A 23,097-nucleotide genomic window follows, 5' to 3' on the forward strand; every position below is an offset into this window, starting at 1 on the left:
AATATTACCTAAGAATATCTCGTCTACGATTACCCCTATCCTTACCGCCCTGAAAAATCAGATTGAAAAAGTAGAAACAAAGATAGCGAAACTGATTGAGAGTTGTCCTGAGTATCAAGCCAAAAATACTATTCTCCAAAGCATGCCTGGTGTTGGTAAAGTCCTTGCTGCCTCCCTAATTAGTAATGTACCCGAGCTGGGCTTTATCACTAACAAACAAGCTTCTTCTCTCATTGGTGTCGCACCAATAACAAGAGAAAGTGGCCGCTTTAAAGGTAAGCGGCTGATACAAGGAGGGCGGTCTCAAGTTAGGACCGTTATGTATATGGCGATGATGTCGGCTATCCAATGCAACCCTGTTTTCAAAGCAACTTATGAACGACTACTTACGGCAGGAAAACCGAAAAAAGTTGCCATTGTTGCCTGCATGAGAAAGATGGTTGTTATCTTAAATTCAATGCTAAGAGATGGTGTTATGTGGGATACAGATAGCCTCAAAAATTAACTATTGACGCCATAGTCTCTTGTTATGGGACAGTGCAAGGTAATCATTGCTTTGCATAACAATGGCATTACACGTTGGACGTTTACCAAGAACAAGGTGTTTTTTTTCTCGTTCGGTTCAATTAGATCTTGAATATGAAAATCTAGGCGTTCCTCAATAAAGGAAGGAAGTGGTTTGCTTTGTATAGTTTCACTCATAATAAATCTCTTCTTCATATGGAAAAACGCCAGCGCTGACACTTATTCATATTGCGGATTTTGGGGAGAGTGTCACTAACCAGGTTGCATAAGTTTGCAGACCCTTGCAAACTCGACATTTGAGGGTTGGATGGTGGCTGTAACTCTATAGGGGCCCGGGGTCTAAACTAGTTTGTGCTTAAAGCTTATACGGCGATTTTTCGGTGTTTTTTTCGTGCTTCATGTCTGGATTTTGTATGAGGAATTTAAAGTTTGAAAAGTGAAAAAATGGGCGCATTAGATAACAAAAAAGGCGCGAAAATCGCGCCTTAAAATATGATTGGGAAAAGATAATATCAGTTTATCGCTTATTACGTAGATAGCGCTTGCGGCGCTCTTCTTTACGCTTCGCTTTTTCTTCTTCTTTACGAGCGGTTTCAATCTCGACTTCAATCAGCTCTTGAGTGATCATTTCTGGGCGCTCTAGTGTAATTTGGCCTAGTGTGCCTTGGCGAAGTTCGTGCAACAAAATCTCTGATACTTTGTGCAAGTCCACACGTCCACCTGCGCGTAGTGCGCCACGGCGGCGACCAATTTCTTCCATGATCTCGATATCTGATTCAGGAAGCTCTTCGATTTGGTAACGCTCTTTAAGCTTGTCTGCATAGTGGGCTGCTAGGTACTCAATGGTGTAAAACGCAACCTCGTCGTATTCCATCGCAGTATCTTTTACAGCGCCTGTAGCAGCTAAACGGAAGCCACTGTGTGGGTTTTCCACTTTTGGCCACAGAATCCCTGGAGTATCGGATAAAACGATGCCATTTTGCAGGTTGATGCGCTGCTGACGACGTGTTACCGCGGGCTGGTTACCAGTCACCGCGATCGTTCGACCAGCTAGAGTATTGATGATTGTCGATTTCCCAACGTTTGGGATGCCCATGATCATGGTACGAATGTTTTTACCGATCTCTTCACGGTGTGGGGCAAGTTTACGGCAAAGCTCCATGATTCGATGCACTTCTTGCGGTTCTGACGTCGTGATCGCCATTGCTTTTACGTGTTGCTCTTGCTCCAAGTGCTCAATCCATAATTGAGTTAACTCAGGATCGGCCAAATCACGCTTGTTCAAGACTTTAACGACCGGCTTGTCACCACGGATTTGAGAAATCAAAGGGTTTTCACTACTGAAAGGAATACGAGCATCCAGTACTTCGATGATCACATCCACTTGTGGGATTGCTTCTTCGATCTCTTTGCGTGCTTTGTGCATGTGGCCAGGAAACCACTGGATTGAGTTATTAACCATTTGAATTTAATACCTTAATTTTCTTACTGCTCCAACGGGCGTACGAGTAGTAATTTGAGCTTCGAGCAGCATAGTTTTAGACAGAGTGTGTTAAAACCGTACTTACTTTTGTGGCTCTGTACCGCAAAGTTGAGCGTTTCTTTCGTGTTAATGAGCTAGTTTATCACGGAATGACGGCGAAGCATTCAAGATGGAGACAAAAAGCCACGGTTTAAAGACGAGCAAGTAAACATTTGTTGAGTATACTCTCCAACGGACTTACAACAAGTATTCACTTTGGTGAGATATTAAGCGCAAATATTGTGTAGTCAAAGGTGGATTGTTTTGTCGGTTTTTTCTGACTTATTTTAATTTTTTATCTTTATATCAGTAATTTATATTTCATTTCGCTATTAGTCGAAATTTGACATTTAGCCGACACAAATTAGTCTGACTGCCCAGTCCGAGTAAGGCTTTATGCTCAGTACGATAAGTCGTATTACAGCGTTGTCCGTTGCCACATTTTTGCCAGTAGTTTCTTTTTTAACTCATTGATAGTGACAGTTATTGAGAACAGACAAGCAGACTGAGTTTTACATTGAGGCTGAGTAATGCTGGTCGATTTTGATCAGCGAGTGGCAGGATTAATTTAACCAATCGAGCAGGAGATCGAAAATATAGACTATTGGATAGAGATAAATGAATACACAGCTTAATGTGATGGTGATTGATGGTCATCCTCTACAAACCAAGATACTTACCCAAATATTGGGTCATAGTGGCGCTTCAGTCAGTACATTCAATTGTGTGGACACTGCTAGTCAATGTGCACAAGAGCAATATTTTGATGTGATCTTTTGCGATCTCCAGATGCCGGGAAAAGGCGGTATCGACATCTTGGAAGTATTCGACCAAATTCAGTATCATGGGCAAGTCGTGCTAGTCAGTTTGTTGGAGCAGAGCATCATCTCGGCAGTACGAGAAATGTGCGAAGGGTTTAGTTTTGAGATATTAGGAGAACTGCCTAAGCCGTACGACGAAATGCAAGTGGTTAAACTCCTCAACCAAATAAAAGATGAAAGAACGCGAAAAACAGCGTTTGCTCAACCTATCGTACTGCAAGACCAAGAGTTTTTGTTTGCTTTGGGTGAAGGGCGAGTGAAGAATTATTACCAACCTTTGGTAGACGCACACAGTGGTGAGCTTTTAGGTTATGAAGCGTTAGCGCGTTGGGTGCATCCCATTTATGGCGTGTTGTTACCAAACCACTTTCTTCCGATCGTAAAACGATGCCATTTGTCTTCTGAACTTTTTCAATCAGTGCTGATTAATACAATCTATGACATCAACAATAGGGGATTAACCCAAAAGGTCTCGATTAATGTCGACCACGAAAACTTGAACGACCCTGACTTCTCGCATCGTTTTATTCAACAATGCTCGGAAAGTGGTGTCGACCCGTCACAAATCACCATTGAGATTACAGAGCGGGAAGCTTTCCAAGCTAGCACGTCTATCTACAAAAACCTCATCAAACTCAGAATGAAAGGTGTCACGGTATCAATTGATGATTTTGGTACGGGCTCATCTACATTTGAAAAGTTGGCAAAGTTACCTTTTAACGAGATCAAACTTGACCGCGTTTTTGTCTACGGAGCGAGTGAAGACCTGAAAAAGAAAAGCATTGTCATCGCTATTTGTGCTTTAGCGAAAAGCCTCAATATTCGTATTGTCGCAGAAGGTGTCGAAGACGAAGTAACCTATAAAACCATGCGCGAATGTGGAATAGACATCTGCCAAGGCTTTTACATTGATAAGCCCATGCCGTTAGAGGTAATTACTATTTTGAAGTAAAAATATGAAAAAATTGAACTGTTTGATCTTTGATGATCAAATGCTTATCTGTGTGGCTATCAGTGATAAAACCGTGAGTACCAAGAAACGTCGATTTTTAGACAAGTTTAATGTGAATGATGTTATTGAACTTGCAAAAGTAGTGGGAACATAAAGTGTTATGAATGTAAGAAGTTTTGTTTCTTCTTTTGCGGTTGCGATGTTGTTATTTATTGTATCGGTGACCATGATTGGTGCTGTACTCATCTCTTATGAGGAGAAGCAATTTAATACGTACGCTAACAATTTAGCAAAAACAAAGCAGAAGGTCATTCTGCTAGGCTTGTTGACCGAAGCTCAATTGGCTCAGTATGAAAACTTCAGCGTCGAACAAATAGAAGCACTGACTGACTTCAGTTTTCAAGATGCAATTTATGCTTTAAGGCCGTATAAAAAACTAGATTATGTGGAAACTGTTGCTCGTAAAGCCCTACACCAAGCAGAAGCTCATTTGTCCAATGTCTACGATAGAGAAGACGCCATATTGTACTTTCGTTCTTACACTAGTGACAAACTCATCTTAGAACGACCAATCCCAGCTCTAGAGGGATCTAAAGAGACGTTTGATATAGAATGGTGCAGAGTGAATTACGCTTGTATTCTTGCCGCGTGGAAAGAGCAGCTCTCCGACCGAGTTCTTATCTCTAAGCCCTTCAAAACCACGTATTCAGATGAGATGGCATTAAGTATCATGAGTCCCGTCTACTATAGAGGGAAGCTTGTCGGCGAATTTTCGGAACAACTGTATTTATCATCGCTTTATAATGAAGGCAAAGCCGTTGACGTAGAGGTTAGTAACGGAAATAAGCAGATAATTATTTACTTTCCGAGCTACCCCTTAGCTCATTTTGCTTACACTCAATCCTATGTTGCCGACAATAATAATCTTGTCATTTACCAATATCCGTTTAGTAAAATAGTGGTGGACTACAGCTTTATTCTTGTCATCTATTCTGTCGTAGCGTTCGCCTATTATCGAAAAGCCAATGAATCTAAACAGAGCAAAATTCAATTAGAAAATGCTCTGAGTGATGTAACGCAAGATGACTTAACCGGGTTATTAAATCGGCGAGTATTTAAAGAAGAGCGGTTTAAACATCGAATGGAGGTTGAACCATACTCTATCATTGCGATTGACGGAAATCGTATCAAGAAGATTAATGATCGTTACGGACACCATGTTGGCGATGAAGTCATTGTTATTATTGCAGACTCAATGAGAAAGGTTTTTCGGAACAGTGACTACTTAGTCAGGACTGGTGGTGATGAGTTTATTGTAATTTTGCCCGGATGCAGCATGAGCAAAGCTTCCATGTTAGCGAAAAAGCTCCGTAGCGTTGTTAAACACAATCGTTTAAATACATTAGATATAGAGATCAGCGTTAGTACTGGTGTTGCTGTGCGCGAAGAGGATGAAACGCTGCAAGAGGTGATCGTGAGAGCAGATGAAGAGTTATATGAAATGAAAAAACAGCGTGTTTGAGGACAACAATACATAACCATGACATAACTGTTTGATAAATTTGACCAAGCAGTACCCTTGGTCTTTTATATTAGTCGAGCAATGCATAATGCTCCTTTGATTGCTGATTAGCATAAGACCCAACTGGTACTGTATCGTGAACAAAGACCTTGATCTAAACCTATTAAAAATACTGGTTCTGCTAGAAAAGCATCGTCAGCTTAAACCCGTAGCGAAAGCCTTGGGCAAGAGTGAGGCGTCGATCAGTAAATATCTTGCTCGCTTACGCATCCAGCTTGGTGATGAACTATTCATTCGTCACCCACATCATTTAGAACCCACCAACTTTCTGATGCGTCAGTTACCCAAAATAGCAGATGCATTAGATAACTTAGAAACATGCTTAGTTCGATCAGAATTCAAACCAGAAAAATACAGTAAGGATATAACGGTCTGTTTACCCCAAACGGCTCAGTACTCATTTGGACACTTGTTGGCGATGGATTTAATGACGCTGTTTCCTAAAGCTCATATTACTGTCGCAACCATCACGGAATATACGGTGGACGAAATCCTTTTAGGCAAAGTGGATGCCCAGCTTCATTACTTCAATGATGAATTGCCAAAATCTATCCATCAGAAATTTATTGGCTACGCGCCTGCTGTGGTTGTTGTTCCGGAAGAGCTTGGGATCACCACTCTTGAAGAGGCTGCCAAACTGCCATTTATTATGCTTGAAATTATCGGTTGGAAAGAGAAAGAGCAGCTTGCAAAACGAGCAATGGAAAATCACGGTATGGTGATCAATCGAATTGCAGCGCTAGATAACGTGAGCAGTGTGCTAAAGCTGCTCAAACAAAAAAAGGCGGCGACGGTTTTTCTGGAGTATCAGGCGCCAATCGAAGGATACCGTTTTATTCGTATTCCTGAATCTTATTACACCAATGGCTGGCCAAAGGTTGTACTTCAGATGAAGCAAAGCCATCGTCACGACGCTATGCACCAGATATTAACCGATGCCATTGCAAAATATATGAAGAACTAACGATCGCATCGAATGTTTTCAGCGCTTGGGATCGTATGCAGTAATTCAATCAATGAATCTGCATGGTATTTTTTCAAAATACGAGTTTTGTAAGTGCTGATGGTTTTAGCGCTGAGCGATAGTTGTTCTGAAATACGTTTATTTGAATAGCCCTGAGCTAAGTAGTGGAACACCATGGCTTCGCGATTGGATAGCGTGACATCACCAGTAGAAGGAGCGTGAGTAGACTTAAACATAGAGTACCCACGTGAGACGCTCACAATCGCGTCAGTAATCGCTTCTTTTGTCTCGTTTTTATTCAAGAAACCATGAGCTCCAATCTCGTAAGCCGCTTTAGAAAGGCTGGAATAGTCGCGTGAAGAAATGAAAAGTAATTTACCTTGATAGTCCGTTGCTAAAATATTCTTCGCCAAACGCATACCATCTCGATCACCAAGGACAACGTCTAGAATAATAAAATCAATTTTTGTATTTCGAACTAAGTCCATTACTTCTGCGCTGTCTTTCGACTGAATGACTTCGGCTGTGTTGATTACGCTCTCAACAAGAGAAGTCAGTGCTTCGCTGTAAAGTGGTTGGTCATCAATGATAAGAACATTATTCAAATGGAGCCTCACTACTATCCGAACTGTCATACCGCCCAACGCAATATGATTGTATTAAGAGGGATTGTAGGAAAAACCTTTCTGATGGAAAGGAAAATGACATTTTCTATAATTGAAATTCACTGAGCACAATTGAATAAGATACTGTCGAATACGCCAATACACGAGGGATTTCATATGTGTGGGTTATAGTGATAGGCCAACGAAAAACATCAATATTAACCCTAAACTTTTCATCGAAATGGCCGCTAAAAGTGGGAAGGTAAGCTCGCACTAAGTTAACTCATGTTATCCTGTTCAAAAATGAGACATTTTTTCACAGTTTGATATGGAAATGTGCGTTGGCCGTCCTTTTGGTGGTTTACAAACTTTGTTGTAACGACTAAAAAGGATGCTTGGATTTTTAGCCTGAGAATGGCTTCTCATGGCGTTTGCATCAAACTTTTTCTGATGCGTATTTTGGTTGGATAATTGGCTTTATGAGTAACGTAACCAGCACCATTTTGACAGAAAGTGGTACCAATGAGCTTGAAATCATCGAGTTTCATTTAGAAAAAACATTGCCGGATGGCAGCACAAAAACTTGTTATTACGGCATCAACGTTGCGAAAGTACGAGAAGTGATTCGCGTACCAGAGACAACCGATTATCCAAACGCACAACCTCACATGATCGGGGTGTTTTCGTCCAGAGATGTATTGACGCCTTTAGTAGATTTAGCTGGTTGGTTAGGTGTACCAACACGCCAGGACCTAGAGCGTAAGTTTGTTATCGTTACTGATTTCAACAAAATGACCAATGGCTTTCTGATTGATAGTATTTCACGTATTCATCGTATCTCTTGGAATGATGTGGAATCACCAAGTCAGTTTTTGGAAGCGGGCGAACAAGATTGTGTAGTGGCCGTTGTTCGCAAAGAAGGCAACCTGATCATGATTCTCGACTTTGAAAAAATCATCGCGGATATTAACCCAGAGCTGAGTATGGAAAAATACGATGTGAAAGGGGATAAGTCGGTAGATCTAAACCAGAGAATGGTGGGTAAGCGTAATGCTAAAACGATCATGGTGGTGGATGACTCAGCATTTATTCGCTCTTTGATTCAAGATACATTAGCTTCTTCAGGTTACAATGTGATCACTTGTAAAGACGGTGGTGAGGCTCATGAGAAATTAATGAGCTTAATCGAGGTCGCGAAAGAAGAAAACTTGCCAGTTAAAGAGCTGTTAGATGCGGTGGTTACAGACGTAGAAATGCCTCGAATGGATGGTATGCACTTAGTGAAGAGACTACGCGATACTGAAGCGTTTCATGACATGCCGATCATTATGTTCTCATCATTGATGAGTGAGGATAACCGAGCGAAAGCACTGTCTCTTGGCGCAAATGATACGATTACCAAGCCAGAGATTGGCCGTATGGTGAATATGATGGATAAATACGTATTTAACTTTGCGTAAACAAACCCGATAAGATTAAAAATAAGGCTGCCGATGGGCAGCCTTATCTTATTGTGGGCATGGAAGAATTTTTAAGGTGTAACTTTCGTTTGGAGCCTGCGGTGGTCCATATAAAATCCCGCATTGTGTCAGGCTTGCTCTTTTTTCGTCTACTGCTGCAATGACCATTTCTCGTGTTGTTGAACCCGCTGGGTGATGAAATGTTTTCCAATCTGAGCCTTCTTCGTTCAGCCCTTGCACAAGCAATTTCATCGACTCGCTATCAGAATCAGGATACCCATATAAGAAAACACAGCGTTTTGAACCACCAATATTACAACCGTCAAATGGTAAATCGGCCATTAAAGCACTGTCTACGAAGTTTGAAACGTAAGATTTGCTCTCCAACCCTGCAATCGCCATTTTCCCATAACCGACACCGAGCGCTGATGCAATCGCGCCCTTCATGCCTTCTAAACGCGCTTCACGCGCATCACTTTGAAGGTTTAAAAAGCGTGGTGCGGCAGTGACAGCAAGAATGCCAAGCACGACAATAACTACGACTAACTCTATTAGAGTAAATCCAGTTTGTTTTCTCATATTATTTTCACAGCAAGTTAAAGGTAGAAAAAGTAACACTGACCGTACACTTGTTGTTGTGTAAATAAGTACGGTAATGACAAAATGATCAATAGTATAAAGCGATGAGTCATAAAGTGCTATACCGACGTAGTGAGAATCGGCTACGCCTACATAGAGCGGGAGGAGGGGTCAAAGATCTAATGCGGCCGTTTTTGAGCAGTCATTAATTCCGTTGAAGAAATGCTGTATGAACAGTCGAGCATGAATTCGTCTAGATATAAGCATACGTGTACATTGGCTGAATGAAAGACGAAAAGAAGTGACGGCAAACCGCACAAATGGATTGTCTTTTTGTTCACTTTGATGAATGCTACGCGAGATTCATATCACAACACACTCGACGCATTCATCGTGCGAATGTGCTTTGGTTTCGTGTTTGGCTTTCAAATATAAGAATAATCTAAATGGAATTCGATTCGATAAACTTGCTTGCGATAGGGCTAATATTTCTTGGCTCTTATGTACAAACCGCAATAGGCTTTGGCTTGGCAATTGTTGCCGCACCTTTACTGATTCTTTGGGCGCCGGAGTATGTGCCTGCACCAATCTGTTTAGTCGCGTTATTTATTTCTTTGATGAATGCGATGAAGCACCGCAGTAGTGTTGAAATCGGCGGTTTAAAAATGGCATTGATTGGGCGTGTGCCCGGATCGGTCGCTGGCGGCTTGCTACTGTTTTTTTTCTCGACTCAAGCCCTTACACTTTGGATTGGTTTTTTGGTGTTATTCGCGGTTGTGGTGAGTGTTTTACCGTTTCGGGTTGAACCCACACCAGCGCGTATGACATTAGCAGGATTCTTTTCTGGATTGTTTGGTACCAGTTCGGCGATTGGAGGCCCACCGATGGCGTTGTTGTTGCAACATCAAGAAGCAAATCAGTTACGTGGTAACCTGTCGGCATTTTTTGTTTTCAGTTCCATCATTTCGCTCGTTGTTCAAATTCCCGCTGGTTTCTTCACATTACACCATTTGGTGATTACTATTTCACTATTACCTGCGGCAGCACTTGGGTATTGGCTCGCGATGAAAACCACCCAATCGTTACCAAAAGAAAAAATTCGGTTTGGAGCACTTATGTTGTGTTTTGTGAGTGGGTTTACAGCAGTAGTACAAGCGTTGAACCAGTAATGCCCTCAGCATCTTAAACTCACAGGGATATCGCGTTCCTTTTATTATGCATAGCGCGATTTGTTTGCGCTGACTTATTCGTTTAGATGAGCGATAGTTTTATGAATAACACTCGTTATGGCACTTTTATGGCAGCATTCTCCTTTGTAATTTGGGGGCTGCTACCCATTTATTATCGTTATTTACCGAATGCTTCAATGGATGAGTTGCTGGCATGGCGAATCATCGGCTCAGTTCCGGTCGGTTTTTTAATTGTGCTTGGTATAACCCGTCGAGGACCGAATTGGAAAGAAATCTGGTGTGACAAAAAATCTTTGTGGTACACGTTTGTCGCGAGCAGCTTGATGTGTATTTCATGGAGTGCGTTCACTTGGGCTTTGACTCACCATCGAGTCATCGATGCAAGCTTAGGCTTTTTTATTGGACCGTTAGTGTCTGTGGCACTAGGCGTGTTTATTCTTGGAGATAAGCTATCAAAAGGCAAACTCATCGCAATTGTGCTAGCAACAATTGGTGTGATGTATCAAGTGATTCATTATGGCCAGTTGCCTGTTATCGCACTAACGATGGGGTTGTTCTTTGCTTTGTATGGGTTGTACAAAAAGAAGATAAAATATGACTGGAGCACCACCTTATTTGTTGAGGCTCTACTATTGACTCCAGTTGCCGTGGCGTATTTGTTTTACAAACAATGGACAGTGGGTGAGTTGGCTTCAGGCGTAGATATCACAACTTTGCTTTTGTACTTTGGCAGCGCACCGATCACGCTTTTACCACTGATTTTTTATTCTATCGCGATACGTATAACAAACTTATCGACAGTTGGTTTAATGCAATACATTGAACCAAGCTTGCAGTTTGTTTTGGCTGTCATGTTTTTCGGTGAACTGTTTGATGAAGTTAAAGCAGTGACCTTTGCCTTTATTTGGGTGGGGCTGTTATTTACAATCTTTGAAAGTATTGTCAAAGGGCATAAGCGTAAAAAGCTGGCCAATCATCCTTTATAGTGCACCATTCTTGAATATTCACGATTTCACTCTCACGCCCTCTATTCGAGGGCGTTTTTAGTTCCATAAAGTATTCTCTTACTCGTTTTCTTATAAGCATAATTTGAGGTTAATTGACGCATTATCATTAGGATACCGCTATATTTATAGCCAAGTGACACGCTATATAATGAAAACCGGATCAAAAAGGACGACATATGATCACAGCTCTATACGCTAGCATTCTTGCAATACTGATTATTTGGTTGGCCGTTCAAGTGATTAAGCAGCGTCGCTTAAATCAGGTTGCTTATGCTGACGGAGGAGTAGAGGCTCTCCAAATCGCTCGTAGTGCACAGAGTAACGCGACAGAATATATCCCCATTACTCTGATTCTAATGGCACTATTAGAATCCAATAGTGCTTACCCAACCTGGATACATCTCACAGGCATTATTTTCGTGATCGGTCGAATTATCCATGCTCGAGGTATATTGAAAGAGGACTTAAAAAGGCGTGTTAGGGGCATGCAGGTGACATTCCTAGTGATACTTTCGCTGGTTGTGTTGAATATGATTTATCTTCCGTACGATAAGTTATGGTAAGTCTTCGTAGCTATATCCCGCCGCCATGGGTACTCGTTCTGATTGGGTTAGTACTGAATATTGGCGCGATCGTTCTTACTAGCTTGGTCCTTGATAGGCTTGGCAAACAGTATTCGCAACTCGCAGAGCAAAAGGCGGAAAACTTGTATTCCATCCAACTCGCGTGGAATAGCGTTGAAACTCTAGAAAGAAAAAGAGAGGCGTTGCTGCTTCACTTGCACATAGGTCAGAGCGCAGCGATACCTTCGGAGATAGAACAGATATTGGAAGGGCACTTATCCTCTTGGACTCATCACGAATCGGATGAAATACAAATAGATAAACTCCCTCAGCTAATGTCAAAGATAAACCAAGCACAAGCTTCGTATAGAGATCGCATTGATGACTATTACATTGAGAATGTAGAGCTCAATGAGGTAATGGCAAAGCAAGATGAAAAGATCGCTTGGTACAAGAATATCGGGCTCTTCTTACAAGTATTCGGACTCGCATTAATCCTCGCACGTGATTTGGCTAGGAAGCCATAGAACAAAAGTTAACGGTAGGGTTTATTGCGAAATGCTAATTATAATTTGCAAATTGCAATTCATTGCGTGAGCAAACAGTGGCTATTGGTGAAGTTTTAATGAAAGTGGTTAAATAACAACCTGTTTTTGTGCGCTGCAAAGTTGGCACGTCTCATGCTTTAGTATGAGTGACCCTTTCTAAGCCGAGGGTCACCTAGCCAACTGACGTTGTTAGTGAACCACTTTGTTCACAAATATATACAGCCAATCACGAATCCTTGTGGTTGGCTTTTTTTTATTTAAATGACACAGTTTAGAACTGTGCTTTAATCCAGATCATGCGATGGTCGGAAGACACATCTTTGCCATCACCATACTTGCCGATACGCGCATCGTTAAATAGCTTACGACCTTCTTCATAAGAAGCTGACCAGTATACACCAGAGTCCACCACATTTAGGTTTGCAGAAGGCAAGGCATAATCTACACCCAAGCCAAACGTCGAAGTGATGCGATTTGGATATGGGTGAGTGGAGCTGCGGTCAACAGCGTGTTCGGCTGCCCCAAAGCTTGTCGGATAAAGCTCGCCATTCATCACGGTTTGGTTAACCAATGGATCATTATGCAGTTCTTGCATTACAGAGCTAATACCGTCACCGGCCACGGGATCAAGGTTTTGATCGCCCATCATTACGAATTTAGCCCCGCTCGATAAGCCGCCTTTCTTACCTGCATCGTCGTAGAAATAGTCTTTACCTTGAATGTAGTGATGCCAGAACTCTACTTCGGCTGCGTTTTGCGCTTTGTTTTTACCTGGATCGAATACTGGTGGAGTAGGGTGCGACATCAGTAGATGCACAACTTCCTCGCCATTGCGAGTCGGAATGATAATTGGTGCATCTACGTGGTTTTTAGAAGATAGGCGTACTTGATCCCATTCTTCTGCAGAGTACCACTCATCACCACACTTCATGCCATCTGGAATCTTTTGTGAGCCGTCACAGATAGTAATGGTTGGAATCTTCGCACCTTCCATATCTTTCCATTTAAACGCTTGGAACGTACGCGTATTTGCCGTATCAATCTTGTATTTAGACATTAGGGCAAAGGCATATTGACCGTGGTACATGCCAAAGCCCCATGCATCGCCCGGCATTTGACCTGCTGTTCCATTGTTGTCGAGGTCAAACTCGCTTAGCAAACCTGTGTTTGTAGAGTAAGACTCCGCGTAAGGATATTCGATAGGTTCAAGGTTCGCTTCACCGCCTGCACCATTGATGCTTTGCGCGACAGACAGGTAGTTCTTCTGGAAGCCTTCAAGGGCAGCTTTGTTTTCGCCTGTTCCGTCGTTGTTGTATTCCGCCATCATAAGAACATCAGGGCGATTCTTCTGAATAATCGCAGCAACGTTACGAATTTGAATGACTTTTTCCGCAGTGGTTTTGTCTTCAGCGGCGATAGAACCGTCTAAATAGGCAGTAACCAATACAGTTTGCTGCGCTGGTTCAATTTGCATTTCACTTACTAAAGCTTCAAAAGTTGCACGGTCAAAAGAGAGGTTGTAAGTCGCTATTTTTACTTCTTTTGGCTGAACATTGACGTATTCAGTGTCGTCATTACATCCAGATAATAGAGCGGCGCCAACCAGGAGAGCGATAGAGGTTTTGATTGTTTTCATGGGTACGTCATACCTTATAATTGATTCGGCTGAATATTAAAGTCATCAGTAATTGTTTTAAGCGATATCAATCACACAAACGTTTTCATATTTACATGTTCAATTAGTTTTTGTGTGATTTGTGCAATAAACGCAACACTTTCAACACCAAAAGGTTATATGCAAATTGTTAAAAAACGGTGTCGCTTTTAATAGATGAAATGGCACTAAAACATAAGCTGTATGATTGTGTGTGCTAAAATCAATGAGCGGGATGATTACGATAAGTTTGACTTCACTTTCGGGTGAGAAACAAACAAATAAGAACTGGTCAGTTTGGCTTTGCTATTGATGCAAAATAGGGGGCTAACCGATGGGTTCAGTATCAAACTATCAGAGCAGGTTATTTGTCACGGCAATGCTTGCTTCACCACTTCTTTTTTCAACATCTTTATCCGCCGCTCAGTCCGAACGGCTAGAGAAAAACCATGGTCTTGTTGTTGCTTTAGAAAAACGCAACCTTGCAGCCACACAAAATATAGATCGTGTGTTAGGTTTACAAAATGGAAATCGTGTACAAAAGCTGAAAACCAACAAAGGTAAAAACGGCGGTACGCATAGTCGTTATCAGCAGATGTTTAAAGGCGTCCCGATTTGGGGCAAGCAAATTGTCGTACATCGTGATAAACAGGGCCAAATCAAGCACATCAACGGCACTCTCGTAAAGGATATTGCCCGAGATATCAATGATATGGTGCCTAGATTGTCGCTTTCTCAAGTAATGTCTTCAACGCAAAAGCCGTACCGTGAAAACGGATACCAAATAGAGAATCAGCGCCAAGGTTTGCGTATTTATGTCGATAAAAGTGACGTGGCGCACTTAGCTTATATTGTCCAGTTTTTTGCTGATAATGAGCATGGTGGTAAGCCTACGCGTCCCACCTTTCTTGTTGATGCTAAAACAGGAAACATTTTGCTGCAATATGAAGGGTTAGCGCACGTAGAAGCGAATGGTCCGGGAGGAAACCAAAAAATTGGTCGTTATCATTATGGTGTGGACTTTGAGTCTCTATTAGTCCAGCAATCCGGTGATACGTGTTTGATGGACATTCCTGGCGTGGTCAAAACCATCAACTTGAATGGTGGGACGTCTGGCAATACACATACGTTCGTTTGTCCAACCAATAGTGTTAAAGAAATTAATGGAGCGTACAGCCCGTTAAACGATGCGCATTACTTTGGCAAAGTGGTATACGACATGTACAAAGATTGGCTGAATACCGCGCCCTTAACGTTTCAGCTTCAAATGCGAGTGCATTACCGCAAACGCTATGAAAACGCCTTTTGGAATGGCTCGAGCATGACTTTTGGCGACGGTGCGAGTTATTTCTATCCTTTAGTGAGTTTAGATGTCTCAGCGCACGAAGTTAGCCATGGATTTACAGAACAAAACTCTGATCTGATTTATTCAGAGCAATCTGGCGGAATCAATGAGGCTTTCTCAGATATGGCAGGTGAGGCGGCTGAATTCTATTCACGTGGTTCTAACGATTGGAAAGTTGGGTACGATATTAGAAAGGCTGCCAATGCGGCGTTGCGCTATATGGATAATCCGCCCCTTGATGGTCGTTCAATTGATCACGCGTCTCAGTATGTGAGTGGCATGGATGTGCATTATTCAAGTGGTGTGTTTAACAAAGCGTTTTATCTATTGGCGGTTGAGTACAATTGGGGAACGCGACAGGCGTTCGAGGTTTTTGCGTACGCTAACCAGAACTACTGGACGCCAAGCGAAACGTTTGACTCTGCAGCTGCGGGTGTATTGGCGGCCGCCCAAAGCTTAAACGTGGCGGCGAATGATGTAGCCGACGCTTTTGCTCAGGTCGGTGTTTCAGTTGATGGCGGAGTCGTCGAGCCACCATCTAGCACGTGTGAGGCTATCGCCCTAAACAATGGTGTTTCCAGCAACATAGACTCTTCATCTACTGGTGAGTGGCATTGTTTTACGATTGATGTGCCTACCAATAGTTCAGATTTTACTGTTACCACATCGGGAACAAACGGCGATGCGGATCTTTACGTTAAGTTGGGAAGTGAACCAAGTTTAACCAGCTACGATTGTCGCTCATACAGTAGCAACAGTAATGAAGCATGTAGTATTACTTCTCCGAATGAAGGAACGTGGCACATTGGCGTGTACGCTTACAGCAGTTACAGTAACTTGAATGTGGAAGCAAGTTATGTAGGACAAGAAGCGCCACCACCATCTGGTGAAGTTACTACACAATCAATCAACAATGGTAAAACATGGACGGCGATTATTACTGGTTCTGGCTTGATGAGTGGCGTGTGGAATGTTATTTCAAATACGCCGTGTGATAACGATAACGAGTGCAGTTTATCCGGTATCGGAAAGAAAACCAGTGAGGTTAGCTTTACGTTGACGGATGGTACCGTATTCATCATCGCTAAGCCCTAGCGATTTTTATGTAAAGAGGCCCTGAAATATCAGGGCCTTATTTTTTTACGTTCAATTTTCTGTATATAATAGCGAGTCACAAAGAAGTGAGGACGACCTCACCGCTCTATCTTTTCTCGGGGACGACCCCATCTCGTTGGGAAATATGACATGGCTTGGGGAATTCTCTTCATTGCTGGCTTATGCGAAGTGGCATGGGCTGTCGGACTAAAATACTCACAAGGTTTTACCAAATTGGCGGCATCTGGCTTTACCGTTACGTTTATGGTGTTGAGCTTTTGGTTACTTGGAATTGCATTAAGGACGCTACCACTCGGTATCGCTTACGGCGTTTGGGTAGGTATAGGAGCGATTGGAACGGCAATCGTCAGTATCTACATATTTAACGAGCCCGCGACGCTGATAAAATTGCTGAGTTTACTGCTTATTGTTGCCGGTATCGCTGGATTAAAATTATCCGCTTAACGTCAGGTTAAACATAAAAAGAAAGCCAGAGTCGACTCTGGCTTTTTACGTTTTAGTGTTATCTCGCTTTGGGGCTGAAGGGTTAAGCGCTGCGCTTAACGAATGGCAATCGCAAATGGTGGCCAAATACGTTAATGAGTGCGCCCGCTACAATTAGTGCACCACCGATGTACGTCCAGATGAGCGGGATTTCGCCGAAGAAAATGATGCCTAACAACACAGAAAATACGATCTGAATATACGAGTAAGCAGACACTTTGCCCGCTTGCTGAGTTTGCATTGCTTTGGTTAATCCCAATTGCCCAACTTGGGTGAATACACCAACCAAAACCAACATGAAAGTCAGATACAGGTCGGGCATAACAAAATCATCGCCAATCAGTAAGAGTGAAGCGGGCAGAGCAACCAGAGGGAAATAGAAAATGATCACTGAACTATCTTCAGTTTGGCTAAGTTTTCTAACAATGACATAAGCAATTGAGCTACCAAATGCGCCCAAGATTGCAATCATTACGCTAAACATAGGTAAAGTGCGCTCTGCTTCTTGTCCTGTTTCTGGACTTACCATTATATAGATGCCGAGTAAGCACAAGGCAATACAAAGGAACGTCGATGGTTGAATGCGTTCCTTCAAGAAAAAGACGGCTAGGAGCGCAGTAAATACTGGGTGAATGTATTGGAATATGGTCGCTTCTGCCAAAGGTAAGGTAGTCACCGAATAATATACGCACATCAATGCCATGGTGCCCACTGCGCCACGCGCAAACAGTAATGGCTTATTATTGCCCCATACAGAAATTCGTTTTCGCTTAACATCTAAATAGCTGATAACAAGTGAGACGAGTGCCCTCGCTGCAACAATCTCAAATACAGGGATACCATGAAGGCTGACATGCTTTACTGTGGCAGACATTAGCGCGAAACCGAATGCGGAGAGCACCATAAAGCGCACACCAATGGGAACCAGAGTGTTGAATGAATTAGACATTTTACTGCTCATTTGTTGCGACAGATCTCACTTTAGCATACTCAGCTCACAAAATGATCCGTGATATTCAAACACATCTGCCGAGAGTGAGAATAAGCAGTAGACTGTGGGTTCTCAAGCAACCCTATCTTTCATTCGCGCATGGAGCGCATCTAGGAAATATCTAGATATTTAAGGAGCATACATGATCCCAGTACAAGCGACGCATACTTCTGGCGTTGTCATTTCTAAAATTGATGGCGTCGATAGAATGCTGTTGCTCAAACGTGTTAAAGGTGGTTATTGGTGCCATGTTGCTGGTGGGGTAGAGGCCGGTGAAACCGGATGGCAAACTATTCTCAGAGAACTGAAAGAGGAGACGCAAATTGACGATGTTGAGTTACATACTGCAGACTTTCTAGAACAGTTCTACGAAGCAAAAAATAACCGCATCATGGTTATTCCATGCTTCGTAATGTTTTGTCCACCTAACCAATCGGTTGTACTTAACGAAGAACACACAGAGTATTGTTGGTGTACGCTTGAAGAAGCAAAACGACTAGCCCCGTTTGCAAATCAACACCACCTTTACGAACATGTGTGGAGGCATTACGTGGATGTGGAGTCGTTGACGCCATTTACGTTAATTGAACAAACAGACTAGACGAGATAGCCATCCTTTTAAGCACGTTTGACATAACGAATATGGAAGTTTGTTCTCAATGCAATGAGGCGGTAGGATTTATGAGTAGTGTTTACTGAAAAAGGGATAATGTGGATGGATGAGGTCATGTGCCAAAAGGCGTATCAAGGAAATAGCATGCAGGCCAGTTTTGCTGTTTCAGACAGGGTCTCAATTGAGCCTCTCACCACCAAACACGCGACTGTTTTACTGGAAGTGGTGAACACGTATCGAAACAGCCTCTCTGGCTATTTGCCTTGGACGGACTTTGTGACCAACCGCAGAGAAGCGGTGAACTACATCTCTCAGCGCGTGAACAGCAAAGCGTTAGATGCCCACTGGTGCGCGATTTATTTTGATGAGCAGTTTACGGGTGTTATTGGCATAAAAGGTGTGGATTCGCACACACGCGTCACTGAGATTGGCTATTGGCTTGCCAACAATGGGCGAGGACACCGAGTGATCGACCAAGTACTCGCGGTGTTGATTCCTTTTTTGAAGCAGAAAGGGCACGCGCAATTCATACAATTCCACTGTATGGAAGACAACATTGCCAGCATCAATATTGCTGAGCGTGCTGGTGCTACATTAAAAGAATACGTTGATCACGAGTTCGAGACGCTTGACCGCTCTCAACGGCTCGGCATTTATGAGTTGCGTCTGACTTAGCTCCAAACCCACTGATATTTTAATCAGAGTTCGAACTCTAATTTCGCGAGCGCTACAATAGTAACATTGTTGCGCTCGTGTTAATTTGGAGCGTCATTGGTTGAAACTAGGTTAGGAGAAGCATCATGAACGCAATCGCAGAGGTTGAAGTGGACAACTCGTTACAACAAAGCCTTGATCGCTTAAAAGCAGCGTATGCCGCCGAACCTTATCCTAGTCTGGATGAACGTAAGCAGCGCCTTGTCTTGCTAAAACAAGCTCTGATTGCGAATAAACAAGCATTGGTGGAAGCGCTGAGTGACGATTTTGGCTATCGTTCCGAATTTGATACCGCCATGACCGACGTTTTGCCGACGGTCTCGCACATCAATTACACCATCAAGCAGCTAAAAAAGTGGTGCAAACCAAGTAAGCGTGAATCCGGTCTGTTGCTTGCTCCGTCGAAAGTGACTGTTCAGTATCAGCCACTCGGCGTGGTCGGGATCATTTCGCCGTGGAATTTTCCTGTCATTTTGAGCCTTGCGCCTTTAGTTACTGCTTTGGCCGCAGGTAACCGTGTGATGATGAAGCTCAGCGAATTTACGCCCAAAACCAATAAAGTCATCGTCAATATTTGTCGCGAGTTGTCTGAATATGTCGAAGTATTTGAAGGTGAAGCGGACGTTGCACGATCATTCAGCCAACTGCCATTCGATCATCTTTTGTTTACTGGCTCGACAAATGTTGGTCGCGCTGTGGCAAAAGCAGCGGCAGATAACCTGACTCCAGTGACGTTAGAACTGGGTGGAAAATCTCCGGTGATCATTGCAGAAGATGCAGACATGAAGAAAACCGTTGATGCGATTTTGTTTGGTAAATGCATCAATGCCGGTCAGATTTGTGTCGCGCCTGATTACGCGTTTGTACCACAAGAACGCGTCGAAGAGTTCATCACGCTGTTCTTAAAACGTTTTGAAAAACTCTATTTGAAATCCAACAAGAATCAAAAGCTGACCCATATTATTAATCAACGACAGTATGATCGTTTGACTGCGCTACTTGAGGACGCCAAAGCTCAGGGCGCAAGCATCCATACTGTTGAAGCGTCACCTCAACAGGAAAGGCTTTTGTATCCTCATTTGATCACAGACGTGTCGACAGATATGCGCATCATGCAAGAGGAAATATTTGGGCCATTTCTACCCATCAAGCCTTACAAAGCGGTAGATGAAGCGATTGACTACATTAATCAGCACCAGCGACCACTTGCGCTGTATGTTATGTCGGACAACAAATCGACCATCAGACATATTGTACGCAACACACACAGTGGCGGCGTCGGCATTAACGACACGGTATTACACGTTGGCGCTGAAGATGCGCCTTTCGGTGGCGTTGGTGAATCAGGCATTGGTCATTATCACGGAGTGGAAGGATTCAGAACCTTTAGCCACGCGAAAACCGTACTCCACACGCCGAAATGGCTACCAAGGACGGGGGCATTAATGCGTCGCAGAGCTATGGCGATAAAAGCGATTCAAAAGATTTTTGTTCGATAGTGGTTGGATTGTTAAAAACCGCTCAAACGGGCGTTTTTTGTTTCTATGTGTTCTGAATTGCGGATTACCTAAGGTCGGGAAGTTTCCACCACGCGCTGCCAATAGAGAAAGAAAGGCTCTTTTTGAAAGAGCCTTTTTCACGAAATGTCGACAGATTTTTGGAAGTTTAATGCAGAACTTCACTGCTGAATCTTAAGTATTTGCAGTCGTTCATTAGCTCTTTAAATGCCTTTCTATCTAGCTTAATCAGAGTTTCATGATCGCCGGCTTCAAGATAGACATGTTCCAAGTTTGCTAATCTTTCATCACAAACGGTCGACATGTGGTAAGGACTACCAATCGGTGGAATTGCGCCGTGCTCACAATCAGTGAAGAGTCGGTAAACCATACGCTCTTTCACCAAGTGGAAAGTAGCGTTAAATTCATCGTTTAATCTCGACAAACTGATTTTGTTGTTGGCAGGTAAGACCGCCATCATATGATGCCCTTCATGATCCTCAAGAATGACGCCTTTTGCGATATTCATTAAAGGCACACCTGCGGCAACACCACTTTGTAGCGAGCTATGACTGTGACTGTGATTCACGGTTTGAAAGTGAATGTTATGCTCAGTCAAATATTCATCTAATCGGGTTGCAATCGTCATATAGCCTCCACGTGTATGAGACCCATAAAGAGTATAGGTGAGGCAAGCGACAATCGCGTATTTTACTCTGGTTTCGCTGACGCTCTTTCCGCTCCTGTTCTACGCTTATTGCAAGCCAGCGAGAAAGCGTGGTTAACAATAATAAACAGGGGGCAACATGAGCAAGCCAATCATCGCCGATAATAAGCCGACTAAAGTGAATCTAACCGAAGGGCAAGAATATTACTTTTGCCGATGTGGACGTTCTAAAAATCAACCTTATTGCGATGGGTCGCATTCGGGAACAGGCTTAAAGCCAATGAGCTTTACTGCGGAAAAAGATGAAGAAGCGTATCTCTGCCAGTGCAAGCATACCTCTAATGCCCCATTTTGTGATGGAACACATAAGCGTTTTTCTTCTGAGCAAGTCGGCAAAGAAGGCCCTGAGAAAAAACGAGAGAAAAGTGACAAACCGACTGCGTCCGCTACTCAAGAAGAACCAACCCTAGAGTTTATCCACCAATTAGCGAGAGAAGGGCTCTCTAAACTCGGTCATCATGGTCCGATGGCTGCAATGGGGGTTCCTAGGCATTTGCTACCACATTGGGATGCTATACAAATCATGGTGGCGCAAATGGCGACACAACCGTTGTTAGAAGACGTTCCCGTGTCTACCGAGTTGATTGTGGGGCCAAACGCGCGTAAGCCGCTCAAGCTCGCTATTCCTTTGTTGGTGTCGGACATGAGTTTTGGCGCACTTTCGGAAGAGGCGAAAATTGCGCTAGCAAAAGGTGCTGAGTTGGCAGGGACTGGGATTTGCTCCGGTGAAGGGGGGATGTTACCTGAAGAACAAGCTGCAAATTCGCGGTATTTCTATGAGCTTGCCAGTGCTCAGTTTGGCTACGATGAATCTAAGCTTCTTAATGTTCAGGCTTTTCATTTTAAAGGTGGGCAGGGCGCCAAAACAGGCACGGGTGGTCATCTTCCAGCAAATAAAAATGTGGGTAAGATCTCTCAGGTGAGAGGTATCCCCGAAGGCCAACCAGCAATCTCACCGCCAACATTTAAAGACCTTCATACTACTCACGATTTCAGAAAGTTTGCTGACAGAGTCCGTGGCATCACTGGCGGCATTCCAATTGGCTTTAAACTCAGTGCAAACCATATTGAGCAAGACATACAATTTGCGCTCGATGCGGGTGCCGATTACATCATCTTAGATGGTCGCGGTGGTGGCACGGGCGCGGCGCCAACTATGTTCCGTGATCATATTAGCGTGCCAACCATTCCTGCGCTAGCTCGTGCGCGTAAGTACTTAGATGAAAAAGGCGCAAGTGACCGCGTCACATTAATCATCACTGGTGGGTTGCGAGTTCCTATGGATTTTGTCAAAGCGTTGGCACTTGGGGCAGACGGAGTGGCGATAGCCAACAGTGCGATGCAATCGATCGGTTGCGTCGCGGCTCGCATCTGCAACACCAATAATTGCCCGGCAGGCATTGCGACACAAAATGCCGATTTGAGGCAGCGTCTCGATATCGAAAAATCATCTCAGCAACTGAAAAATTTCTTCGAATCCTCGGTCGAGCTCATGCAAGTTATGGCAAGGGCATGTGGTCACCACGCTCTGAATGAATTTAGTCGCCATGATTTAGCGACTTGGGATCACAACATGGCGAGGCTGTCTGGGATCAAGTATTCAGGTATGGACTTAAACTGATCTCTATCCATATTTTCTG

General features: G+C 43.3%; 22 protein-coding genes and 1 pseudogene. 16 read left to right on the forward strand and 7 right to left on the reverse strand.

Annotation, left to right across the window (positions count from 1 at the left end; translation table 11 throughout):
* Nucleotides 1-505 (forward strand): transposase (locus tag NL643_RS11745; protein ID WP_253644442.1); only part of this gene is annotated, 505 nt, incomplete at its 5' end.
* A gap of 18 nt (nucleotides 506-523) precedes the next feature.
* On the opposite strand, the pseudogene NL643_RS11750 reads toward NL643_RS11745, so the two are convergent.
* Nucleotides 524-702 (reverse strand): annotated as a pseudogene (locus NL643_RS11750) (CAI-1 autoinducer synthase); the annotation flags it as partial.
* A gap of 340 nt (nucleotides 703-1,042) precedes the next feature.
* Nucleotides 1,043-1,987, reverse strand: coding sequence for a ribosome biogenesis GTPase YlqF (gene ylqF / locus NL643_RS11755; RefSeq protein WP_005376521.1), 945 nt, complete (start codon nucleotides 1,985-1,987; stop codon nucleotides 1,043-1,045).
* A gap of 678 nt (nucleotides 1,988-2,665) precedes the next feature.
* Between ylqF and NL643_RS11760 the strand changes: the two genes are divergently transcribed.
* The 4 genes from NL643_RS11760 to NL643_RS11775 all read left to right on the forward strand — a co-directional run bounded on the left by NL643_RS11760 (nucleotide 2,666) and on the right by NL643_RS11775 (nucleotide 6,366).
* Entirely contained in the window at nucleotides 2,666-3,820 is a 1,155-nt protein-coding gene (locus NL643_RS11760) for an EAL domain-containing protein (RefSeq protein WP_134645615.1), read from the forward strand.
* Nucleotides 3,821-3,824: 4 nt separating this feature from the next.
* The gene (locus tag NL643_RS11765) at nucleotides 3,825-3,974 is read left to right on the forward strand and encodes a hypothetical protein (RefSeq protein WP_048624969.1); all 150 of its coding nucleotides are present in this window, start codon (nucleotides 3,825-3,827) and stop codon (nucleotides 3,972-3,974) included.
* Between the two features lie 6 nt (nucleotides 3,975-3,980).
* Nucleotides 3,981-5,342, forward strand: a complete 1,362-nt coding sequence (locus NL643_RS11770) for a GGDEF domain-containing protein (protein WP_253644443.1) — start codon at nucleotides 3,981-3,983, stop codon at nucleotides 5,340-5,342.
* A 136-nt stretch (nucleotides 5,343-5,478) separates the two neighbouring features.
* Complete coding sequence (locus NL643_RS11775) at nucleotides 5,479-6,366, forward strand: LysR family transcriptional regulator (protein ID WP_253644444.1); 888 nt, start codon at nucleotides 5,479-5,481, stop codon at nucleotides 6,364-6,366.
* Here NL643_RS11775 and NL643_RS11780 read toward each other — a convergent pair.
* Nucleotides 6,363-6,971: a response regulator transcription factor gene (locus NL643_RS11780; protein ID WP_253644445.1), complete on the reverse strand. Its 609-nt coding sequence runs from the start codon at nucleotides 6,969-6,971 to the stop codon at nucleotides 6,363-6,365. The two genes, NL643_RS11775 and NL643_RS11780, sit on opposite strands and share 4 nt — an antisense overlap.
* Nucleotides 6,972-7,450: 479 nt before the next feature.
* Here NL643_RS11780 and NL643_RS11785 point away from each other — a divergent pair, with 479 nt between their 5' ends.
* Nucleotides 7,451-8,431: a chemotaxis protein gene (locus tag NL643_RS11785; protein WP_253644446.1), complete on the forward strand. Its 981-nt coding sequence runs from the start codon at nucleotides 7,451-7,453 to the stop codon at nucleotides 8,429-8,431.
* A 48-nt stretch (nucleotides 8,432-8,479) separates the two neighbouring features.
* Here the strand turns inward: NL643_RS11785 and NL643_RS11790 are convergent, their stop codons facing one another.
* Complete coding sequence (locus NL643_RS11790) at nucleotides 8,480-9,010, reverse strand: prepilin-type N-terminal cleavage/methylation domain-containing protein (protein WP_046876029.1); 531 nt, start codon at nucleotides 9,008-9,010, stop codon at nucleotides 8,480-8,482.
* Nucleotides 9,011-9,456: 446 nt separating this feature from the next.
* Between NL643_RS11790 and NL643_RS11795 the strand changes: the two genes are divergently transcribed.
* From NL643_RS11795 to NL643_RS11810, 4 genes are all read left to right on the forward strand, one after another.
* On the forward strand, nucleotides 9,457-10,179 hold the full coding sequence (locus tag NL643_RS11795; protein WP_253644447.1) for a sulfite exporter TauE/SafE family protein: 723 nt from the start codon (nucleotides 9,457-9,459) through the stop codon (nucleotides 10,177-10,179).
* A gap of 101 nt (nucleotides 10,180-10,280) precedes the next feature.
* Nucleotides 10,281-11,186 (forward strand): EamA family transporter RarD, encoded by a 906-nt coding sequence (gene rarD / locus NL643_RS11800; RefSeq protein ID WP_065646305.1) that lies wholly within the window; start codon nucleotides 10,281-10,283, stop codon nucleotides 11,184-11,186.
* A 197-nt stretch (nucleotides 11,187-11,383) separates the two neighbouring features.
* A complete protein-coding gene (locus NL643_RS11805) occupies nucleotides 11,384-11,770 on the forward strand; it encodes an MAPEG family protein (protein WP_005395243.1) in 387 nt (128 codons plus the stop codon).
* Nucleotides 11,764-12,297 carry a hypothetical protein gene (locus NL643_RS11810; protein ID WP_047008291.1) on the forward strand — a complete coding sequence of 178 codons (534 nt, stop codon included), beginning with the start codon at nucleotides 11,764-11,766 and terminating at the stop codon, nucleotides 12,295-12,297. The genes NL643_RS11805 and NL643_RS11810 overlap by 7 nt, the downstream gene beginning before the upstream one ends.
* Nucleotides 12,298-12,589: 292 nt before the next feature.
* Here NL643_RS11810 and NL643_RS11815 read toward each other — a convergent pair whose 3' ends face one another.
* On the reverse strand, nucleotides 12,590-13,954 hold the full coding sequence (locus tag NL643_RS11815) for an endonuclease/exonuclease/phosphatase family protein (RefSeq protein WP_085343727.1): 1,365 nt from the start codon (nucleotides 13,952-13,954) through the stop codon (nucleotides 12,590-12,592).
* 352 nt (nucleotides 13,955-14,306) lie between these two features.
* Between NL643_RS11815 and NL643_RS11820 the strand changes: the two genes are divergently transcribed.
* Both NL643_RS11820 and NL643_RS11825 read left to right on the forward strand, forming a co-directional pair.
* Nucleotides 14,307-16,412, forward strand: coding sequence for a M4 family metallopeptidase (locus NL643_RS11820; RefSeq protein WP_253644448.1), 2,106 nt, complete (start codon nucleotides 14,307-14,309; stop codon nucleotides 16,410-16,412).
* A 150-nt stretch (nucleotides 16,413-16,562) separates the two neighbouring features.
* Nucleotides 16,563-16,877, forward strand: a complete 315-nt coding sequence (locus NL643_RS11825; RefSeq protein ID WP_005395239.1) for a multidrug efflux SMR transporter — start codon at nucleotides 16,563-16,565, stop codon at nucleotides 16,875-16,877.
* Between the two features lie 82 nt (nucleotides 16,878-16,959).
* Here the strand turns inward: NL643_RS11825 and NL643_RS11830 are convergent, their stop codons facing one another.
* Nucleotides 16,960-17,865, reverse strand: a complete 906-nt coding sequence (locus NL643_RS11830) for a DMT family transporter (protein WP_253644449.1) — start codon at nucleotides 17,863-17,865, stop codon at nucleotides 16,960-16,962.
* A 184-nt stretch (nucleotides 17,866-18,049) separates the two neighbouring features.
* Here NL643_RS11830 and NL643_RS11835 point away from each other — a divergent pair, with 184 nt between their 5' ends.
* From NL643_RS11835 to NL643_RS11845, 3 genes are all read left to right on the forward strand, one after another.
* A complete protein-coding gene (locus tag NL643_RS11835) occupies nucleotides 18,050-18,508 on the forward strand; it encodes an NUDIX pyrophosphatase (RefSeq protein WP_170892629.1) in 459 nt (152 codons plus the stop codon).
* Nucleotides 18,509-18,622: 114 nt separating this feature from the next.
* A complete protein-coding gene (locus NL643_RS11840) occupies nucleotides 18,623-19,195 on the forward strand; it encodes a GNAT family N-acetyltransferase (RefSeq protein WP_253644450.1) in 573 nt (190 codons plus the stop codon).
* Between the two features lie 125 nt (nucleotides 19,196-19,320).
* Nucleotides 19,321-20,733, forward strand: coding sequence for a coniferyl aldehyde dehydrogenase (locus NL643_RS11845; protein WP_253644451.1), 1,413 nt, complete (start codon nucleotides 19,321-19,323; stop codon nucleotides 20,731-20,733).
* Between the two features lie 166 nt (nucleotides 20,734-20,899).
* Here NL643_RS11845 and NL643_RS11850 read toward each other — a convergent pair whose 3' ends face one another.
* Nucleotides 20,900-21,379 carry an aminoacyl-tRNA deacylase gene (locus tag NL643_RS11850; RefSeq protein WP_006742302.1) on the reverse strand — a complete coding sequence of 160 codons (480 nt, stop codon included), beginning with the start codon at nucleotides 21,377-21,379 and terminating at the stop codon, nucleotides 20,900-20,902.
* A gap of 157 nt (nucleotides 21,380-21,536) precedes the next feature.
* On the opposite strand from NL643_RS11850, the gene NL643_RS11855 reads away from it, so the two are divergent.
* The gene (locus tag NL643_RS11855) at nucleotides 21,537-23,078 is read left to right on the forward strand and encodes a glutamate synthase-related protein (protein WP_253644452.1); all 1,542 of its coding nucleotides are present in this window, start codon (nucleotides 21,537-21,539) and stop codon (nucleotides 23,076-23,078) included.
* The last annotated feature ends 19 nt before the right edge of the window (nucleotides 23,079-23,097 follow it).

The sequence above is a fragment of the Vibrio sp. Y42_MX_L11 genome, assembly GCF_024181785.1.
Taxonomy (GTDB): Bacteria; Pseudomonadota; Gammaproteobacteria; order Enterobacterales; family Vibrionaceae; genus Vibrio; species Vibrio diabolicus.

What these genes read in the sequence shown, in the direction of transcription:
- NL643_RS11820 (WP_253644448.1), top strand. Translation starts at nt 14,307, where the DNA reads ATGGGTTCAGTATCAAACTATCAGAGCAGGTTATTTGTCACGGCAATG.
- NL643_RS11825 (WP_005395239.1), top strand. Translation starts at nt 16,563, where the DNA reads ATGGCTTGGGGAATTCTCTTCATTGCTGGCTTATGCGAAGTGGCATGG.
- NL643_RS11815 (WP_085343727.1), bottom strand. Translation starts at nt 13,954, where the DNA reads ATGAAAACAATCAAAACCTCTATCGCTCTCCTGGTTGGCGCCGCTCTA.
- NL643_RS11855 (WP_253644452.1), top strand. Translation starts at nt 21,537, where the DNA reads ATGAGCAAGCCAATCATCGCCGATAATAAGCCGACTAAAGTGAATCTA.
- NL643_RS11770 (WP_253644443.1), top strand. Translation starts at nt 3,981, where the DNA reads ATGAATGTAAGAAGTTTTGTTTCTTCTTTTGCGGTTGCGATGTTGTTA.
- NL643_RS11790 (WP_046876029.1), bottom strand. Translation starts at nt 9,010, where the DNA reads ATGAGAAAACAAACTGGATTTACTCTAATAGAGTTAGTCGTAGTTATT.
- NL643_RS11840 (WP_253644450.1), top strand. Translation starts at nt 18,623, where the DNA reads ATGGATGAGGTCATGTGCCAAAAGGCGTATCAAGGAAATAGCATGCAG.
- NL643_RS11765 (WP_048624969.1), top strand. Translation starts at nt 3,825, where the DNA reads ATGAAAAAATTGAACTGTTTGATCTTTGATGATCAAATGCTTATCTGT.
- NL643_RS11760 (WP_134645615.1), top strand. Translation starts at nt 2,666, where the DNA reads ATGAATACACAGCTTAATGTGATGGTGATTGATGGTCATCCTCTACAA.
- rarD (WP_065646305.1), top strand. Translation starts at nt 10,281, where the DNA reads ATGAATAACACTCGTTATGGCACTTTTATGGCAGCATTCTCCTTTGTA.
- NL643_RS11795 (WP_253644447.1), top strand. Translation starts at nt 9,457, where the DNA reads ATGGAATTCGATTCGATAAACTTGCTTGCGATAGGGCTAATATTTCTT.
- NL643_RS11785 (WP_253644446.1), top strand. Translation starts at nt 7,451, where the DNA reads ATGAGTAACGTAACCAGCACCATTTTGACAGAAAGTGGTACCAATGAG.
- NL643_RS11805 (WP_005395243.1), top strand. Translation starts at nt 11,384, where the DNA reads ATGATCACAGCTCTATACGCTAGCATTCTTGCAATACTGATTATTTGG.
- NL643_RS11850 (WP_006742302.1), bottom strand. Translation starts at nt 21,379, where the DNA reads ATGACGATTGCAACCCGATTAGATGAATATTTGACTGAGCATAACATT.
- NL643_RS11845 (WP_253644451.1), top strand. Translation starts at nt 19,321, where the DNA reads ATGAACGCAATCGCAGAGGTTGAAGTGGACAACTCGTTACAACAAAGC.
- NL643_RS11810 (WP_047008291.1), top strand. Translation starts at nt 11,764, where the DNA reads ATGGTAAGTCTTCGTAGCTATATCCCGCCGCCATGGGTACTCGTTCTG.
- NL643_RS11830 (WP_253644449.1), bottom strand. Translation starts at nt 17,865, where the DNA reads ATGTCTAATTCATTCAACACTCTGGTTCCCATTGGTGTGCGCTTTATG.
- ylqF (WP_005376521.1), bottom strand. Translation starts at nt 1,987, where the DNA reads ATGGTTAATAACTCAATCCAGTGGTTTCCTGGCCACATGCACAAAGCA.
- NL643_RS11835 (WP_170892629.1), top strand. Translation starts at nt 18,050, where the DNA reads ATGATCCCAGTACAAGCGACGCATACTTCTGGCGTTGTCATTTCTAAA.